Genomic DNA, 15,883 nt, shown 5'->3' with positions numbered 1-15,883 from the left:
ATATGCAAGGAATATACATAAAAAGAGGAAAGATAATGAAGAGAGATCGTCAAGCTGTTATCAAACAGATGATTTCAAGAGATAAGATTGGGACACAAGAGGAAATTAAGCAACGCCTAGAGGCGGAAGGTATCACGGTTACCCAAGCTACCTTGTCACGTGATTTACGTGAGATTGGCCTGTTGAAGCTTCGTGATGAGGAAGGTAAACTTTACTATAGTTTGTCTGAGCATGTGCTTCCAAGTTTGGATCCTACGGTTAAGGACTATGTTAAATCAGTTTCCCGTGCTCAGTTTATGCTGGTTCTCCATACAGAATTGGGTGAAGCAGATGTCTTGGCAAACATAATTGATAGTGATGAAAATCCTGAAATTTTAGGAACCGTTGCTGGCGCAGATACCCTATTGGTAATCTGTAAGGACGCAGTGGTTGCTGAAAGATTGGAAAGTGAGTTTCACTGATGAACACTCCTCATCAGGATTTCCAAAAAGCCAAAGAAGAGTTAATTGACCTCCTCAAACACCATGAGGCGGTTCTTGCTTTTCAAGAGGCTGAGGAATCTATTGGACAGATTCCTCAGATCAGCGATCTGGCTGGACAGATGAAGGCCTATCAACAAGAAGCGGTTCTTTTTCAAAAGATCGAGAAACAACGTGCCTATGAGGAGGCTGGTGAGCAGGCAGATTTAATTCAGCATGAGTTGGAAAATTTGCCCATTGTTCAGGATTACCGTCAAAAGATGCAAGATGCCAGTGACTTGATTCAATATGTGACCAAGTCTATCGAAGAAAGGATTAACGAGGAGTTAAGACATGGCTAAGGAAAAAATATCTCCAGGAATGCAGCAGTATTTGGATATCAAGAAAAATTATCCAGATGCTTTTTTGCTGTTTCGGATGGGGGATTTTTACGAATTATTTTACGATGATGCTGTCAAGGCTGCCCAGATTTTGGAAATTAGCCTAACTAGCCGTAATAAGAATGCAGATAATCCCATTCCTATGGCAGGTGTGCCTTATCATTCAGCTCAAGCATACATTGATGTTTTGGTTGAGATGGGCTACAAGGTAGCCATTGCTGAGCAGATGGAGGATCCTAAGCAGGCTGTCGGTGTGGTGAAGCGTGAGGTTGTTCAGGTTATCACACCAGGTACAGTGGTTGACAGCTCTAAACCTGATAGTGCCAACAATTTCTTGGTGGCCATTGACAAGGTTGGAAGTCGTTTTGGTCTTTCCTATATGGATGTGTCAACGGGTGAATTTTTTGCGACAGAGTTGGATGATTTTAGTTCAGTTTGTAGTGAAATTCAGAACCTTAAGGCACGTGAAGTAGTGGTTGGATATGATCTACTTGAAACTGACGAACAAATTTTAGTGAACCAACTTAACCTACTTCTCTCCAAGGAAACAGAAGGTTACGATGATGTTCACTTGATTGGTAATAGCTTGACAGATTTGGAAAGCAGTGTGGCAAGTAAACTTCTCCAGTATGTTCATCGCACTCAGATGCGTGAGCTCAGTCATTTACAAAAAGCTCAGCACTATGAGATAAAGGATTACTTGCAGATGTCCTATGCGACCAAGTCAAGCTTGGATTTACTGGAAAATGCTAGAACGGGCAAGAAACACGGTTCTCTTTTCTGGCTCTTGGATGAAACCAAGACAGCCATGGGAATGCGTCTCTTGCGAACTTGGATTGATCGGCCTTTAGTGAATCAAGCCACCATCATAGAGCGTCAGAATATTATCCAAGTTTTCTTGGACAATTTCTTTGAGCGTAGTGACTTGACCGAGAGTCTAAAAGGTGTTTACGATATTGAGCGTCTGGCCAGTCGTGTTTCCTTTGGCAAGGCTAATCCTAAAGATTTAATTCAGCTAGGTCATACCTTAGCTCAGGTTCCGGTCATTAAGGCAATCTTGGAGTCCTTTAATGACGATGCCTTGTCAGGTCTTTTACAAGAGTTAGATGCTTTGCCAGAATTAGAGAGTTTGATTCGTTCGGCTATTGATCCTGATGCTCCAGCAACAATTACAGAAGGTGGTATTATCCGTGATGGTTTTGATGATACCTTGGACAAGTATCGCAAAGTGATGAGCGAGGGGACGTCATGGATTGCGGATATCGAAGCCAAAGAACGTGAAGCGTCTGGTATTACAACACTAAAAATTGATTATAACCGTAAAGATGGTTATTACTTCCATGTGACCAACTCTAACCTTAGCTTGGTTCCTGACCATTTCTTCCGTAAGGCGACACTGAAAAATTCGGAGCGTTTTGGAACTGCTGAGTTGGCTAAGATTGAAGGTGAAATGCTAGAAGCGCGTGAAAAATCGTCAACCCTAGAGTATGATATTTTCATGCGTGTCCGTGAGCAAGTTGAACGCTATATCGACCGTTTGCAGTCTTTGGCTAAGGTCATTGCGACAGTTGATGTGCTTCAGAGTTTGGCTGTTACAGCGGAGACAAATCATTATGTTCGTCCTGTTTTTAATGATGAGCATCGTATCGCTATTGATCGGGGCCGTCATGCGGTGGTTGAGAAGGTTATGGGCGTTCAGGAATACATTCCAAATACGATTACCTTTGACAGTCAGACCAATATTCAGCTCATCACAGGACCAAATATGAGTGGTAAATCTACCTATATGCGGCAGTTAGCCTTGTCAGTAGTTATGGCTCAAATGGGGGCTTACGTACCAGCAGATAGTGTTGATTTACCTGTTTTTGACGCCATCTATACACGTATAGGTGCCGCAGATGACCTGATTTCAGGTCAGTCGACCTTCATGGTTGAGATGATGGAGGCTAATCAGGCCATTAAGCGAGCGACACCTAATTCCTTGATTATTTTTGATGAGTTGGGGCGTGGGACAGCCACTTATGATGGTATGGCTTTGGCCCAGTCTATTATTGAGTTTATTCATGACAAGGTTGGGGCTAAGACCATGTTTGCTACCCATTATCATGAGTTGACTGCGCTGTCAAACAGTTTGACACACCTTGTCAACGTCCATGTTGCGACACTTGAAAAGGATGGCGAAGTGACTTTCCTCCACAAAATTGTCGATGGTCCAGCCGATAAATCTTATGGTATTCATGTAGCTAAAATTGCAGGTTTACCAACAGATTTATTGAACCGTGCTGACACCATATTGACACAATTAGAAGGAGAGACAGTTGTAATCCAACCTCAGGAAAAGGTATCGTCTCAAGAAAAGCCTGCCATTGAAACGCATGTCAACGAGCAAATCTCTCTCTTTGATGACTTTACTGAAAATCCGGTTCTTCAAGAGTTGCGTGATTTGGACATTTACAACATGACACCGATGCAAGTCATGATGGCTGTAGCAGATTTAAAACAGAAACTATAAAAGAAGCTTGTCGATTGACAGGCTTCTTGTCTTTTATAGGTGTTTCAATTCTTGATTGAGTTGTTCAATATCCTTTTTCATTTTCCAATAAGAGAAGGCCCAAACGAGCAGATAGATAAGGCTGAATTCAATGACTAGCTCCAAGTAGAAAGTCAAACGTAGAGGGAACCATCCGCTGAGGGTAGCTAGTGGAATGAAACCAAGACAGGTCAAAGCATAGTGAGTGAGGGTTGCACGAAGTAAACTCCACTCAGCCTTACGGAAAATATAGTTAGCGACTTCAAAGAGGATACCGATAGCAAACCAAGTGATGGGGCAATAGGCTAAGATAATAGATCCATGAATCTGATGAGAGGTCATCCATTGTCCAACCGCTGAGTGGGGATTTAGATGCATGTAGCTTGGCGCCAAGATAAGAAACATGACCATGGATACGGCAAGTCCGAGAAGGATGCCATTTGTGCCTGATTTAAAGAGTTGTTTTTTCATTGTAGTTTCTCCTTTATTGCTTTGAGGTAACGGCGTGATGAGTAGGTAGTTTTCTTGTTTTTAGGTGAATTTCTACGAGTCCGTTAGGGGTGATGTTGAAGCGTTCAATTTCTTTGAGGTTGACAATCTCTGACTGTGAGATTTTGATGAAGTAGGACGGTAATATTTCTAAAACTTGATAGAGACGTAGGCCTAAGTGATAGTCTCCTTGAGTAGTTTCAGATAGAACTTGACGATTTTCGATGTAAATTCTGGAAATAGCATTAGGCTCGATGAGATAAGTCTCGCCATCCTCTTTTCCCTTGAGTCGGTGGTTGTCATCCAAAGATTCGACAAACTCGACGACTTGTTGAATCTTTGGTGTCCGTCTAGGTGCTTGAACCTGCAACGTTTCTTCTTGAAATGCCGAGTCAGTCTAAATTTTTATTTTCATAACTATACTTTCTTATTTTTGATTGAGGAGGCCTCCTCCCTTTCACATCTTCATTAAACACTATTTACTAGTCCACAGCAATAGCACTTGTCTATGTGGTCCTATATGGTGTTTAAGTGGTTGAAAATATTCTAGAAAACCCCTATACTTAATGAAAACGCACTGACGAGGTAATCACATGAAATCGATAATGAAATGGATAGCAGGAATTTTTCTTGCTTTTAGCCTGATTTTGAGCTTTTTTACACCTTTTGAAAAAGTACTAACACTGAATTTGCTCTTGCTTTATTTCTTTGTGAAGCAGTTTCTGGATTCGACAAGCTCTCCTAGAACCTATCAATGGATTTTTCAAGTTATTTATCTATTGATTTTTTCTGGACTCATTTGGTTCAACCTTCGTCATGGAGATATGATTGTTATTGCTACAGCCTTATCTTGGCTAACAGTTGTGTGTGAGTTGTGGCTTTATAGTCAGCATAAGTAACAAGTCAACGCCAGTGATCTATCAACCTTTTAGAAGGGAGAAAAACTAATTATGCCAAAAATTATCGAATTGCCTGAAGTTCTAGCCAATCAGATTGCTGCTGGTGAGGTCGTAGAGCGACCAGCTAGTGTAGTTAAAGAGCTGGTGGAAAATGCTATTGATGCAGGCAGCACCCAGATTACTATTGAAGTTGAAGAATCAGGCCTCTCAAAAATTCAAATCACAGACAATGGCGAAGGAATGGCTCAAGCTGATGTAGCTATGAGTTTGCGCCGTCATGCAACGAGTAAAATCAAAAATCAAGGAGATCTCTTTCGTATTCGAACACTTGGTTTTCGAGGTGAAGCCCTACCCTCTATAGCTTCTATTAGTCACCTTACCATTGTGACAGCAGCGGATGGAGAAGTCTATGGGACCAAACTTGTTGCTAAAGGTGGAGAAATTGAGAGTCAAGATCCTATTTCAACCCCAGTGGGAACAAAGATTACAGTTGAAAACTTGTTTTATAATACCCCAGCTCGTCTCAAGTATATGAAGAGTTTACAGGCTGAGTTGGCTCATATTGTCGATGTTGTCAACCGTTTGAGTTTAGCCCACCCCGAAGTAGCCTTCACCTTGCTTAATGACGGTCGTCAGTTGACACAGACATCAGGTACTGGAGACCTTCGCCAAGCTATTGCAGGGATTTATGGCTTAACAACAGCAAAAAAAATGGTGGAAATTTCAAATTCCGACCTTGATTTTGAAGTTTCTGGTTATGTCAGTCTCCCTGAATTAACGCGTGCTAACCGTAACTATATCACGATTCTTATTAACGGACGCTATATAAAAAACTTCCTCCTTAACCGTGCTATTTTTGATGGTTATGGTTCTAAACTTATGGTGGGACGCTTCCCAATTGCAGTTATTGATATTCAGATTGATCCTTATTTGGCAGATGTCAATGTTCACCCAACAAAGCAAGAAGTACGTATCTCTAAAGAAAAGGAGCTCATGGCCCTTATCAAATCTGCCATTGCTCAAAGCCTTAGAGAGCAGGATTTGATTCCTGATGCCCTTGAAAATCTAGCAAAGTCAAGTACTAGAGGTGCAACTAGGTCAGTTCAGACGAGTCTCCCACTCAAACAAACCAATCTTTACTATGACAGTAGCCGTAATGATTTCTTTGTCACGCCAGAGACAGTTCAAGAGGATATCAAACCTCTTGTATCAAAGTCAGAGTCTTCAGTTTCATCGGTAGCAAACAAACAGCAACCTACTGTTAAACAGGCAAAACGTTCAGCAGATGATAGTGATAGCGAACACGGAAAACTTGACTATAAAAATAAATCGAAATTGAAGCGCATGCTTGAAAATCTGACCAATGAGGAAACATCAACCTTTCCTGAATTGGAGTTCTTTGGTCAAATGCATGGAACCTACCTCTTTGCCCAAGGACAAGGTGGCCTTTACATCATTGACCAGCATGCTGCCCAAGAACGTGTCAAGTATGAGTACTATCGCGAAAAGATAGGTGTGGTTGATAGTAGTTTACAACAACTTTTGGTTCCCTATCTTTTTGAATTTTCAGGTTCAGATTACATTAGTTTACAAGAAAAAATGCCTCTTCTTAACCAAGTTTGCATCTATTTGGAGCCTTATGGGAATAATACCTTCATTCTTCGAGAGCACCCTATCTGGATGAAGGAAGAAGAAATCGAATCTGCAGTCTATGAGATGTGTGATATGCTTCTTTTGACGAACGAAGTATCCGTCAAGACCTATCGTGCTGAGTTAGCCATCATGATGAGTTGTAAACGTTCAATAAAGGCCAATCATGCTCTTGATGATTACTCTGCGCGTGACCTTCTAGTACAGCTTGCACAGTGCAAAAATCCCTATAATTGTCCTCACGGCCGTCCAGTACTTGTCAACTTTACCAAGTCTGATATGGAAAAAATGTTCCGTCGTATTCAAGAAAACCATACCAGCCTACGTGATTTAGGAAAGTATTAAAACTTTTTTCGTCTTGCTTTACGAATAGAGATGTTAGTTTTATAATCGTGGTGAAGATACGGAATTTTCTAATGTTTTAGCATATCATTGTAGGATGATGGTCTGATCTTTAAGTTAGGAGATAGAGTGATGAGACACCTAACAAAAACTTATAAAAACTTTTTACTTGTTGGCTTAACATTTTTAGCGATTAGTTTGATTTTCTATATTTTGGCTTGGTTAGGTCGACCAAGTTTGGAGAATACCTTAGTAAATGTTTCTAGCATTGCCTTCACCTTAGGTATTTCAACATATGTTCTCTTGGGATTGGAGATGATTACCGATACTTTAAAGATGAGTAGCCATTCTTAAAAAAGGGAGCAAATAGAATCCACTTTCGAGTGGATTTTTTGTTACAATAGTACAGCAGTGATTGAGATTAGTAAAAAACAAGGTAAGTTTTGTAGGTTTAAAAACTATATAACCATCATGTAACATTTAAAAAGAAAGGAACTCGCAAGCTATGTATGATTATATCAAGGGCACCCTAGTAAAAATCACAGCCAAACACATTGTCATAGAAACAAATGGTCTAGGATATATTGTCACTGTGGCTAATCCCTACAGCTTTTCTGATCAAATGAATCAGACTATCCAAGTGTATCTTCATCAAGTTATTAGAGATGATGCCCACCTACTTTTTGGTTTTCATACTGAAGATGAGAAAGAAGTTTTTCTTAAGTTGATTTCTGTTTCTGGGATAGGTCCGACGACTGCTCTAGCCATAGTGGCTGTGGATGATAATCAGGGACTTGTTGCCGCTATTGATAATAGTGACATCAAATACCTGATGAAATTTCCAAAGATTGGTAAAAAGACTGCTCAACAAATGGTTCTTGATCTGGCAGGAAAATTTGCAGAGTTACCAGCAGAAACGACCAATACTACGGCAAATCAGACTGCAGGAAATCAACAGTTGGATGAAGCTATGGAAGCTTTGCTTGCTCTTGGGTACAAAGCCACAGAGCTTAAGAAAGTGAAAGCCTTCTTTGAGGATACCAATGAAACGGCAGAGCAATATATTAAGTCCGCTCTTAAAATGTTGATGAAGTGAGTAGCAATGGTCAATCGATGTCGTTGGGTTCCGACAGACAATAAACTTTATTGTGATTATCATGATAAGGAGTGGGGAAAGCCTATTGGTGACGATGAAAAACTTTTTGAGCTTCTTTGCTTAGAAAGTTATCAGTCAGGGCTTTCCTGGCTAACGGTTTTAAAAAAACGCCAGGCTTTTAATCGTGTTTTTCATAACTATGATATTAGTCGAGTTGCCCAGTTTAGCCTAAGTGAACTGGAAGAAGCGCTTCAAAATCCGGATGTCATCCGTCACAAACTTAAGTTAGAAGCAACCGTAAATAATGCCAAACAAGTGCTTAAACTCCAAGATGAATTTGGCTCCCTGTCTCATTATTTTTGGCATTTTTTTGACGGAAAACCCTTGATAAATAATGTTCCCACATATAAAGATGTTCCATCATTAACTGACCTTTCTAAACAAATTGCAAAAGATCTAAAAAAGAGAGGGTTCAAATTTTTAGGACCGACTACCATGTACTCGTTTTTACAAGCAGCTGGATTTGTGAATGATCATGAAAATGATTGCGACTTCAAATAATGAGTAGATTTGATTGACAAGACGGAAGAAACGTGTTAGTTTATAAACAAACATGTTTCTGAGATTATTTTACGAATAGTAATATAGGTGAACCAATGAAAGCTGAATTGATTGCAGTAGGAACTGAAATTCTTACAGGGCAAATCACCAATACCAATGCCCAATTTTTATCTGAAAAACTAGCTGAATTAGGAATTGACGTGTATTTTCACACAGCGGTAGGAGACAATGAAAACCGTCTACTTTCAGTCTTAGACCAGTCTAGTAAACGTAGCGATTTAGTTATACTCTGTGGAGGACTTGGCCCTACTGAGGATGACTTAACCAAACAATCATTGGCTAAGTTTTTAGGCAAAGAACTCATTTTTGATGAGGAGGCAAGTAAAAAACTGGATAGTTTCTTTGCTACTCGTCCTAAACATACACGAACGCCTAATAATGAACGCCAAGCGCAAATTGTTGAGGGGGCTGTCCCCTTGCAAAATCTCACAGGTCTGGCAGTTGGAGGAATTATTACTGTTGAAGGAGTGACCTATGTTGTCTTGCCTGGTCCGCCAAGTGAACTCAAACCTATGGTGAACCAAGAGCTTATTCCAGCTCTTACAGAGAATCATACTACGCTTTATTCTAGAGTCCTAAGGTTTTTTGGTGTTGGAGAAAGTCAATTGGTGACTATTATTAAAGATCTCATTGTTAACCAAACAGACCCAACCATTGCGCCCTATGCTAAAGTGGGAGAAGTGACCCTTCGCTTATCAACAAAGGCATCGTCGCAAGAAGAAGCGGATCGAAAACTAGATGTTTTAGAAGAACAAATTCGTTCTACTAAAACTCTAGATGGAAAAAGCTTGTCTGATCTCATCTATGGATATGGAGAATCAAATAGCTTAGCTTATGAAGTGTTCTATTTGCTTAAGAAATATGGCAAAACTATTACTGCAGCTGAAAGTTTAACAGCTGGCTTATTTCAAGCTAGTGTTGCTGATTTTCCTGGAGCTTCACAAGTATTCAAGGGTGGTTTTGTCACCTATAGCATGGAAGAAAAAGCTAAAATGTTGGGTATTCCCTTATCTAAATTAGAAGAGCATGGTGTTGTTAGTCATTTTACAGCAGAAAAAATGGCTGAGGGTGCCCGAGTTAAGACAGATAGTGATTACGGAATTGCGCTTACTGGAGTAGCAGGACCAGATGCTTTGGAAGGGCATCAAGCAGGTACAGTCTTTATTGGTATTGCCGATAGAAACCAAGTGCGGTCAATTAAGGTTGTTATAGGTGGAAGAAGTCGATCTGATGTTAGATATATCAGTACACTCTATGCCTTTAACCTAGTTCGCCAAGCTTTATTACAAGAGGACAACTCAATTTAAGTTTGTCATTTAACACAGAAAGAAGAGGAAATTAAGTGGCTAAGAAAACAAAGAAAACAGAAGAAATCACAAAGAAGTTTGGTGATGAGCGTCGCAAAGCACTCGACGATGCATTAAAAAATATTGAAAAAGATTTTGGTAAGGGTGCAGTTATGCGTCTTGGTGAGCGTGCAGAGCAAAAAGTTCAGGTTATGAGCTCAGGCTCGCTAGCTTTGGATATTGCTCTTGGTGCGGGTGGTTACCCTAAAGGTCGTATTATTGAAATTTACGGACCAGAATCATCAGGTAAAACAACTGTTGCCCTTCATGCAGTTGCTCAGACTCAAAAAGAAGGTGGCATCGCAGCTTTTATCGATGCCGAGCATGCTCTTGACCCTGCGTATGCAGCAGCTCTAGGTGTTAATATCGATGAGCTTCTTTTGTCGCAGCCTGATTCTGGTGAGCAAGGTCTCGAAATTGCAGGTAAGCTGATTGACTCTGGTGCAGTGGATTTAGTTGTTGTTGACTCAGTTGCGGCCTTGGTACCACGTGCAGAAATTGATGGAGATATTGGTGACAGTCATGTAGGACTTCAAGCACGTATGATGAGTCAAGCCATGCGTAAACTTTCTGCATCTATTAATAAAACAAAAACGATTGCTATCTTTATTAACCAGTTGCGTGAAAAAGTTGGTATCATGTTTGGTAACCCAGAGACTACCCCAGGTGGACGTGCTTTAAAATTCTATGCATCAGTACGTCTTGATGTACGTGGTAATACACAAATTAAAGGAACCGGTGACAAAAAGGACCAAAATGTTGGTAAGGAAACCAAGATTAAGGTTGTTAAAAATAAAGTTGCTCCACCATTTAAAGAAGCTTTTGTTGAAATTATGTATGGCGAAGGAATTTCACAAACCGGTGAACTTGTAAAAATTGCAAGTGATATAGGCATTATTCAGAAAGCCGGAGCTTGGTTCTCATATAATGGGGAGAAAATTGGTCAAGGATCTGAAAATGCTAAAAAGTATTTAGCAGATCATCCTGAGATTTTTGCAGAAATCGATCATAAAGTACGCGTACACTACGGTCTGATTGAGCTAGATGAGGACGATGTTGTTGAAGATACACAAGTTGAAGACACGTCTGATGAACTCATTCTAGATCTTGATTCAACCATTGAAATCGAAGAATAAATGTCAAAGAGCCCAAAAGGTTCTTTTCTTTTTGATTTGAATTAAGAAGAAAATATGAGCAATACAAGTTAAAAAAGCGAATACACCCCAGATTCAAAATAGGTCGCTAGACCGATTTAATAAATCAAAGAAGGTGATAAGATAATAGTATCATGTGACAGAAAGAGAGAATTAACATGATTAAGATTTATACAATTTCAAGTTGTACAAGTTGTAAAAAAGCAAAAACATGGTTGAACAAGCATCAACTTCCTTATAAAGAACAAAATCTTGGTAAAGAACCACTTACAAAAGAAGAAATCCTTACTATCCTTTCAAAAACAGAGAATGGTGTTGAGAGCATCGTTTCAAAAAAAAATCGCTATGCCAAAGCTCTAAATTGTGATATTGATGAGCTTAGCGTCAGTGAAGTAATTGATTTGATTCAAGAAAATCCTAGAATTTTGAAGAGTCCAATCTTGATTGATGATAAGAGATTACAAGTGGGTTATAAAGAAGATGATATTCGTGCTTTTTTACCACGTTCAATCCGTAATGTCGAAAATTCACAAGCACGCATGCGTGCAGCACTATAAAATTCTAAAAGAAGGTTACTAGTATCTTCTTTTTGTTTTTTAAAAAGAAGAATTTATTGACTTTATTACTTAAACTTGATAAACTAGTAAAGTCCCAAATAACTTGTTCAGCAATAAAAAAGGTTCCAAAACTTTAAAGTAAGTGGTAAGAGTTTTTAGAAATAGAAAATAATCCTGTATTTATGAGGAGAACGGAGAAATCTGTTCTCCTTTTTGTTCGCTTAAAATTTCATAAAGAAGGGAGTCTTTACCATGAAGGGATTGGAAATAGTGATGGATATTGAGACTTTAGAAGTCTATGAAGTCATTGATCACGATCAAGAAGTGAGTTCAGAATCAACTGAGGAAGAAAAAGAATTAGTCTTTGATAATCATAGTGGTATTGTTAAAGTTTATCAGTTGGATCTATTTGAAGAAATGAACTTACTTAATACATCTTGAATAGTTTAGTTAATGTATAACATAGCTAGGAGGACATGATGGTTAGGAATGAGTTTTATGATCAATTAATCAATAGTGAACCATTAGGTTTTATTGATCCTCTGAGTGATCTAGGAGAGTTCGATTCTATTCAGATGAAGTTCTGTGAACCTGTTAGGAATTTGAAAAACAAATATTCAGGTAAACCTTACAGTTTAAACTGGCAGAACAAAATAGAACAGATGAGAGCACTGTATATTCAGTATCAGAAAAGCTTGATATTGGAAGATCAGGAACAAGGTGTTCACAACAGAGTTAGGAATAAAGAATCTAAAGAGCATGTTAATGAGATTGTTACAACTTATCTAAAGCTTGGATTCAGGTTCAAAGAGATTGAAGCTAGGATTTCACTATTTAATACACGCTTACGAAGTAACTGGAAAAGAAGTGACTACGTTACAACAATAAGCCCTGAATTTTATTTGAAGAGAGACTTACAGGATGGTTACAGCGTTCCGAATACGACTCTTCCCAGAAGTATGAAAATTAACTAAAGTAGAAGCTTTAAAATGGCACTTGACGTTGATTATGAGGCGTATCTTTCTGGTCTTGAACAGTCAAAGGAAACAAAGTTGCTGTCAGAGGAATTATTAAATGGATACCAAATCTAAAAAGATAAGAGAGCTTCACAAAAGACTTCCAATTACTGATGGAGGGATTCTCGTAGATGAATTTGGTCAATATAAAGACATGGCTGTAATGCTAGGTCTAGAACTAACTGAATTCAAGGGAAAATTAGCTTATAAAATCGTTAATAGTAAGGAAACAGATGAACTTAACTAACATTTACAGTTTGATTCTAAAAGATGGTTTAAGAAACTATAAATTTAAGAATAGTCACTTAAAACCAGTTTCTTCAGTTGAAGAAGGAAATCGAGGAGCAATCTTTGGATATCGTACAAAAGAAAAAATGATAAAAGCACGTGGCGTTGTTTTGACATCGATGGAATCTATTTCTGAGAATGAGGATAGTTTCACTCACTGGACACCAAATGTTTACCGTTTTGGTAGTTACAGCGATCCCAAACGTCAAATTACACGTGGACACTCTGAAGATAATTTGAGACAAATTAATACATTCTATATTGATTTTGACATCACATCTTCAGCTGAAGAGATGACTTCTGGAGATATTTTAACCGCTGCTATTGATTTAGGATTCATGCCTACATTGATTTTAAAATCTGATAAGGGGTATCAAGCTTATTTTGTACTGGATAAAGCAGCATATGTGACAACTCATTCACAGTTCAAAGTAGTAAAAGTGGCCAAGGCAATCTCTCAAAATTTACGTAACTATTTTGGCCAAACATTGCCAGTTGATATGACGTGTAACCACCTTGGTATTGCACGTATGCCCCGAGCGAACAATGTAGAGTTCTTTCATGCTGACTATACTTATTCATTCCAGGAATGGCTAGATTGGTCTATGAAACAGTCTGATCTACCGTTTCCAAGTAAGAAACCTAATTTAACGGTTATTGCTGGTTCTGAAGGCGTTAAACAGGTAGATGAACCCTGGTATGGTTTACTGCTGAAAGAAGCCAATATTAGAGGAGCTAAAGCATTGATGGGAAGAAACAATGTACTCTTTACTTTGGCACTGGCTAACTTTTCAAGTGGTGTCTCTAAGAGCGATTGTGAGGCTGTTTTAGCTGATTTCAATGAGCACTTGGCCGAACCACTCTCTCAGGACGAGTTCCTAAAAGTCGTTGGCTCAGCTTATTCAGGGAAATATGAAGCTGCTAGTCGAGATTACATCAAATTACTATGCAAAGCTTGGGTCAATGAGAATCTGAAGGGCTCAGATTTGTTTATCAAGCAACGCTGGTATAAATTTAAGAAGAAACGTGCAGATCGTAAGCATAGCCACCTACATGAGTGGAAAGCTGATATTATGGCTTATTTAGAAGGTTTTTATCAGTCTGAGGATCCTTTTGTTCAGACGACTAAAAAAGCTATTAGGGAAGAGTTAAATATCCCTGAACGTTCATTAGATAAAGTTCTGAAGGCTCTTAAAGCTGATCGTAAGATTTTCTTTGCGGTTAAAGCTGGACGTGGTGGTGGGATTAGATTAGCTTCTGTTAAAGCTATTGTTCTTTCCCTTATTCAGGTGAAAAAAGAGCGTCAGGAGGCTTATTTTGCAAACATTGCTACTTTCTTTGAAGAGAGTATAGGATTCACCAAAAGGGTGATAGAAGGGGTTAAAAATGGGCTTAAACAAGCAAGACAACTATCTCTATTTGAGGCTGACATTGGATAATTGATAAAACCCGCAAACTGCCATTACATTTATATCTACGATAATGAGAGCAGGTTTGAAAAGGGGTAAAAACTAATATGAAACTGTAGTTAAATAATTGATAGGAGAATTTTATGTGGACGTGGATTATTGTAGTTAGTTTAGTTATATCTATATTCTGTTTGGCATTATTTCTATTAGGATGGCTTATCAGTAGTCATCAGATTAGATATGCAGAAGGTTATGATATGGAATTTGAAAATGATTATAGGGCAATTGTAGATCAAACTAGAAAGGGAGAAGAATAGATGGGATACGTTATTTTTAGTTTTGAAGATGGAGATTATCTCTATGACAACAAGGGAAATTTATTAGTCTTTGAGAGTAGAGGATTAGCTTGTCAGTACATGCAGGTGCATTATCATATTCCTTTACCAGTTCAGAAGACTAAGAAAGTTATTCACTATCCCAATTATTACCAGGCACCGTTTAAAGTTCATAGAGTTTGTTAAGAAATGGATAACGAGGAGGAAGAAAATGGATAATATCAAGGTGTTACGTGGCTATTATCTTACTGGTTTAGGTCAGGAACCATTAGCTTATTATTTTAAGATTACAGATGATTTTCCTGAGTTTGAGGTAGTGAAAGCTGGAGACATTGCTTTGACCTTTTATCAAAATGGAGATGCTATTACAAGCATACCTGCGTTGATTAGAGTAGATGCTGTTATTGAGGGAGAAAAACAGGTTTTAGAATTTCTTAAAAGTGAAAAGAAGGACCATTTTCCTATGCTGCCACTTGTTTCTCTGTATGAACAGTTCGATCCGTTACAATTTAGTACCATGATGACTGTTTTTGATAACTTAAAATCAGAGATCAAGCGTTTGGCCAAAGTGAACTATGTTCAAGGAGACTTATTCGATTTTATGCAAGGAGGTGAAGGATAGTGGCTAATAGATTTGAATGGGCTAAAATGATTTTTGGCACGATAGCAGCAGTCAGTTTGCTATTTTTCACAGTTATTGGTGTACAGACAGTTTGGACTAGGTACGTTGTCAAAGACTATGATAGACACCTTACGGAACAAGTTTATGTGGATGCTGTGATCAATCAGAATGCTAATTTAGTCTTTTATAGACATGGCTGCCCTTATTGTCAAGCAGGCAAAAAAGCCGTTATCACAACGGCTGAAAAAAGTGCTTATCCAACGTTTTATATTAACGTGGAGTCTGAAGAAGGACAAGTTCTTGTGAAGAAATACCAGGTTAAAAAAGCAGCGTCCCTTGTCACGATAAGAGACGGCCAATATCAGCTCTATCTCTATGCTGTTAAGGATAAGCAGGGGAAGATTACAGCTGACGAGAAGACCATTGAGGAGGCACTAGATGACTCAAAAAACGAAGCTCAGTAAGTGGACAGAAACGGCTTTTCAATTTGATGATGAATTGTGGCGTGCGAAAACAACCGAAGGAATGGTTATCTTAGGCAAACTTTCTGATGATATTTTTACCTTGTTGCGTTTCAATGATGAAGGGGGAAAGCTGACACATATTTCAGAAAGTGAAGCCTTGTGGCTAACGCTGGAGCTGGCTCCAGAAAAGATGGATTGTATTTAGG

At 38.8% G+C, this 15,883-nt stretch carries 21 protein-coding genes and 1 pseudogene; 20 read left to right on the top strand and 2 right to left on the bottom strand.

Translation table 11 applies throughout. From position 1 onward, the window contains the following. The first annotated feature begins 32 nt into the window (after positions 1-32). The 3 genes from argR to mutS are packed head-to-tail and all read left to right on the top strand — an operon-like array spanning position 33 to position 3,371. Positions 33-461: an arginine repressor gene (argR, locus tag NST05_RS00285; protein WP_024704313.1), complete on the top strand. Its 429-nt coding sequence runs from the start codon at positions 33-35 to the stop codon at positions 459-461. Beyond that, entirely contained in the window at positions 461-820 is a 360-nt protein-coding gene (locus tag NST05_RS00280; RefSeq protein ID WP_011225277.1) for a YlbF family regulator, read from the top strand. The genes argR and NST05_RS00280 overlap by 1 nt, the downstream gene beginning before the upstream one ends. Continuing rightward, positions 813-3,371, top strand: coding sequence for a DNA mismatch repair protein MutS (gene mutS, locus NST05_RS00275; RefSeq protein ID WP_084828413.1), 2,559 nt, complete (start codon positions 813-815; stop codon positions 3,369-3,371). Before NST05_RS00280 ends, mutS begins: the two co-directional genes overlap by 8 nt. 33 nt (positions 3,372-3,404) lie before the next feature. Here the strand turns inward: mutS and NST05_RS00270 are convergent, their stop codons facing one another. Next, on the bottom strand, positions 3,405-3,860 hold the full coding sequence (locus NST05_RS00270) for a DUF3021 domain-containing protein (protein WP_084828414.1): 456 nt from the start codon (positions 3,858-3,860) through the stop codon (positions 3,405-3,407). After that, positions 3,857-4,248: pseudogene (locus tag NST05_RS00265) on the bottom strand (LytTR family DNA-binding domain-containing protein). The gene NST05_RS00270 and the pseudogene NST05_RS00265 overlap by 4 nt, the downstream one beginning before the upstream one ends. Before the next feature lie 223 nt (positions 4,249-4,471). On the opposite strand from NST05_RS00265, the gene NST05_RS00260 reads away from it, so the two are divergent. The 17 genes from NST05_RS00260 to NST05_RS00180 all read left to right on the top strand — a co-directional run bounded on the left by NST05_RS00260 (position 4,472) and on the right by NST05_RS00180 (position 15,882). Beyond that, positions 4,472-4,777 carry a hypothetical protein gene (locus tag NST05_RS00260; RefSeq protein WP_014621013.1) on the top strand — a complete coding sequence of 102 codons (306 nt, stop codon included), beginning with the start codon at positions 4,472-4,474 and terminating at the stop codon, positions 4,775-4,777. A gap of 51 nt (positions 4,778-4,828) precedes the next feature. Then, positions 4,829-6,772, top strand: a complete 1,944-nt coding sequence (mutL, locus tag NST05_RS00255) for a DNA mismatch repair endonuclease MutL (protein ID WP_011680601.1) — start codon at positions 4,829-4,831, stop codon at positions 6,770-6,772. Between the two features lie 129 nt (positions 6,773-6,901). Then, positions 6,902-7,123, top strand: coding sequence for a hypothetical protein (locus NST05_RS00250; protein ID WP_011680602.1), 222 nt, complete (start codon positions 6,902-6,904; stop codon positions 7,121-7,123). Between the two features lie 151 nt (positions 7,124-7,274). Further along, on the top strand, positions 7,275-7,865 hold the full coding sequence (gene ruvA, locus NST05_RS00245; protein WP_011680603.1) for a Holliday junction branch migration protein RuvA: 591 nt from the start codon (positions 7,275-7,277) through the stop codon (positions 7,863-7,865). A gap of 6 nt (positions 7,866-7,871) precedes the next feature. After that, positions 7,872-8,426 carry a DNA-3-methyladenine glycosylase I gene (locus tag NST05_RS00240; protein ID WP_014621014.1) on the top strand — a complete coding sequence of 185 codons (555 nt, stop codon included), beginning with the start codon at positions 7,872-7,874 and terminating at the stop codon, positions 8,424-8,426. Positions 8,427-8,521: 95 nt separating this feature from the next. Next, entirely contained in the window at positions 8,522-9,793 is a 1,272-nt protein-coding gene (locus tag NST05_RS00235; RefSeq protein WP_100262628.1) for a competence/damage-inducible protein A, read from the top strand. A 35-nt stretch (positions 9,794-9,828) separates the two neighbouring features. Then, the gene (gene recA / locus NST05_RS00230) at positions 9,829-10,968 is read left to right on the top strand and encodes a recombinase RecA (RefSeq protein ID WP_011680606.1); all 1,140 of its coding nucleotides are present in this window, start codon (positions 9,829-9,831) and stop codon (positions 10,966-10,968) included. 176 nt (positions 10,969-11,144) lie between these two features. Beyond that, a complete protein-coding gene (gene spx / locus NST05_RS00225; RefSeq protein ID WP_002949058.1) occupies positions 11,145-11,543 on the top strand; it encodes a transcriptional regulator Spx in 399 nt (132 codons plus the stop codon). Positions 11,544-11,795: 252 nt separating this feature from the next. Further along, positions 11,796-11,984, top strand: coding sequence for a hypothetical protein (locus NST05_RS00220; RefSeq protein WP_003045882.1), 189 nt, complete (start codon positions 11,796-11,798; stop codon positions 11,982-11,984). A 38-nt stretch (positions 11,985-12,022) separates the two neighbouring features. Then, entirely contained in the window at positions 12,023-12,517 is a 495-nt protein-coding gene (locus NST05_RS00215) for a hypothetical protein (RefSeq protein ID WP_003045884.1), read from the top strand. Positions 12,518-12,617: 100 nt separating this feature from the next. After that, positions 12,618-12,806 carry a hypothetical protein gene (locus NST05_RS00210; protein ID WP_003045888.1) on the top strand — a complete coding sequence of 63 codons (189 nt, stop codon included), beginning with the start codon at positions 12,618-12,620 and terminating at the stop codon, positions 12,804-12,806. Next, positions 12,793-14,286 carry a primase C-terminal domain-containing protein gene (locus tag NST05_RS00205; RefSeq protein WP_003045889.1) on the top strand — a complete coding sequence of 498 codons (1,494 nt, stop codon included), beginning with the start codon at positions 12,793-12,795 and terminating at the stop codon, positions 14,284-14,286. The genes NST05_RS00210 and NST05_RS00205 overlap by 14 nt, the downstream gene beginning before the upstream one ends. Positions 14,287-14,399: 113 nt before the next feature. Further along, on the top strand, positions 14,400-14,573 hold the full coding sequence (locus NST05_RS00200) for a hypothetical protein (protein ID WP_003045891.1): 174 nt from the start codon (positions 14,400-14,402) through the stop codon (positions 14,571-14,573). Continuing rightward, positions 14,574-14,777, top strand: coding sequence for a hypothetical protein (locus NST05_RS00195; RefSeq protein WP_003045893.1), 204 nt, complete (start codon positions 14,574-14,576; stop codon positions 14,775-14,777). Between the two features lie 25 nt (positions 14,778-14,802). Next, a complete protein-coding gene (locus NST05_RS00190) occupies positions 14,803-15,213 on the top strand; it encodes a hypothetical protein (RefSeq protein WP_003045896.1) in 411 nt (136 codons plus the stop codon). Further along, a complete protein-coding gene (locus NST05_RS00185) occupies positions 15,213-15,677 on the top strand; it encodes a hypothetical protein (protein WP_003045900.1) in 465 nt (154 codons plus the stop codon). Before NST05_RS00190 ends, NST05_RS00185 begins: the two co-directional genes overlap by 1 nt. Further along, complete coding sequence (locus NST05_RS00180; protein ID WP_003045901.1) at positions 15,652-15,882, top strand: hypothetical protein; 231 nt, start codon at positions 15,652-15,654, stop codon at positions 15,880-15,882. The genes NST05_RS00185 and NST05_RS00180 overlap by 26 nt, the downstream gene beginning before the upstream one ends. The last annotated feature ends 1 nt before the right edge of the window (position 15,883 follow it).

Source organism: Streptococcus sp. FSL E2-3494 (assembly GCF_038007085.1).
Lineage (GTDB): Bacteria > Bacillota > Bacilli > Lactobacillales > Streptococcaceae > Streptococcus > Streptococcus thermophilus.
This window is presented reverse-complemented; position numbering and strand designations above follow the sequence as displayed.

Excerpts from the sequence above, each read along its gene's own strand:
- NST05_RS00280 (WP_011225277.1), top strand. The coding sequence starts at position 461 with ATGAACACTCCTCATCAGGATTTCCAAAAAGCCAAAGAAGAGTTAATT.
- mutS (WP_084828413.1), top strand. The coding sequence starts at position 813 with ATGGCTAAGGAAAAAATATCTCCAGGAATGCAGCAGTATTTGGATATC.
- NST05_RS00270 (WP_084828414.1), bottom strand. The coding sequence starts at position 3,860 with ATGAAAAAACAACTCTTTAAATCAGGCACAAATGGCATCCTTCTCGGA.
- NST05_RS00260 (WP_014621013.1), top strand. The coding sequence starts at position 4,472 with ATGAAATCGATAATGAAATGGATAGCAGGAATTTTTCTTGCTTTTAGC.
- mutL (WP_011680601.1), top strand. The coding sequence starts at position 4,829 with ATGCCAAAAATTATCGAATTGCCTGAAGTTCTAGCCAATCAGATTGCT.
- NST05_RS00250 (WP_011680602.1), top strand. The coding sequence starts at position 6,902 with ATGAGACACCTAACAAAAACTTATAAAAACTTTTTACTTGTTGGCTTA.
- ruvA (WP_011680603.1), top strand. The coding sequence starts at position 7,275 with ATGTATGATTATATCAAGGGCACCCTAGTAAAAATCACAGCCAAACAC.
- NST05_RS00240 (WP_014621014.1), top strand. The coding sequence starts at position 7,872 with ATGGTCAATCGATGTCGTTGGGTTCCGACAGACAATAAACTTTATTGT.
- NST05_RS00235 (WP_100262628.1), top strand. The coding sequence starts at position 8,522 with ATGAAAGCTGAATTGATTGCAGTAGGAACTGAAATTCTTACAGGGCAA.
- spx (WP_002949058.1), top strand. The coding sequence starts at position 11,145 with ATGATTAAGATTTATACAATTTCAAGTTGTACAAGTTGTAAAAAAGCA.
- NST05_RS00220 (WP_003045882.1), top strand. The coding sequence starts at position 11,796 with ATGAAGGGATTGGAAATAGTGATGGATATTGAGACTTTAGAAGTCTAT.
- NST05_RS00215 (WP_003045884.1), top strand. The coding sequence starts at position 12,023 with ATGGTTAGGAATGAGTTTTATGATCAATTAATCAATAGTGAACCATTA.
- NST05_RS00210 (WP_003045888.1), top strand. The coding sequence starts at position 12,618 with ATGGATACCAAATCTAAAAAGATAAGAGAGCTTCACAAAAGACTTCCA.
- NST05_RS00205 (WP_003045889.1), top strand. The coding sequence starts at position 12,793 with ATGAACTTAACTAACATTTACAGTTTGATTCTAAAAGATGGTTTAAGA.
- NST05_RS00200 (WP_003045891.1), top strand. The coding sequence starts at position 14,400 with ATGTGGACGTGGATTATTGTAGTTAGTTTAGTTATATCTATATTCTGT.
- NST05_RS00195 (WP_003045893.1), top strand. The coding sequence starts at position 14,574 with ATGGGATACGTTATTTTTAGTTTTGAAGATGGAGATTATCTCTATGAC.
- NST05_RS00190 (WP_003045896.1), top strand. The coding sequence starts at position 14,803 with ATGGATAATATCAAGGTGTTACGTGGCTATTATCTTACTGGTTTAGGT.
- NST05_RS00180 (WP_003045901.1), top strand. The coding sequence starts at position 15,652 with ATGACTCAAAAAACGAAGCTCAGTAAGTGGACAGAAACGGCTTTTCAA.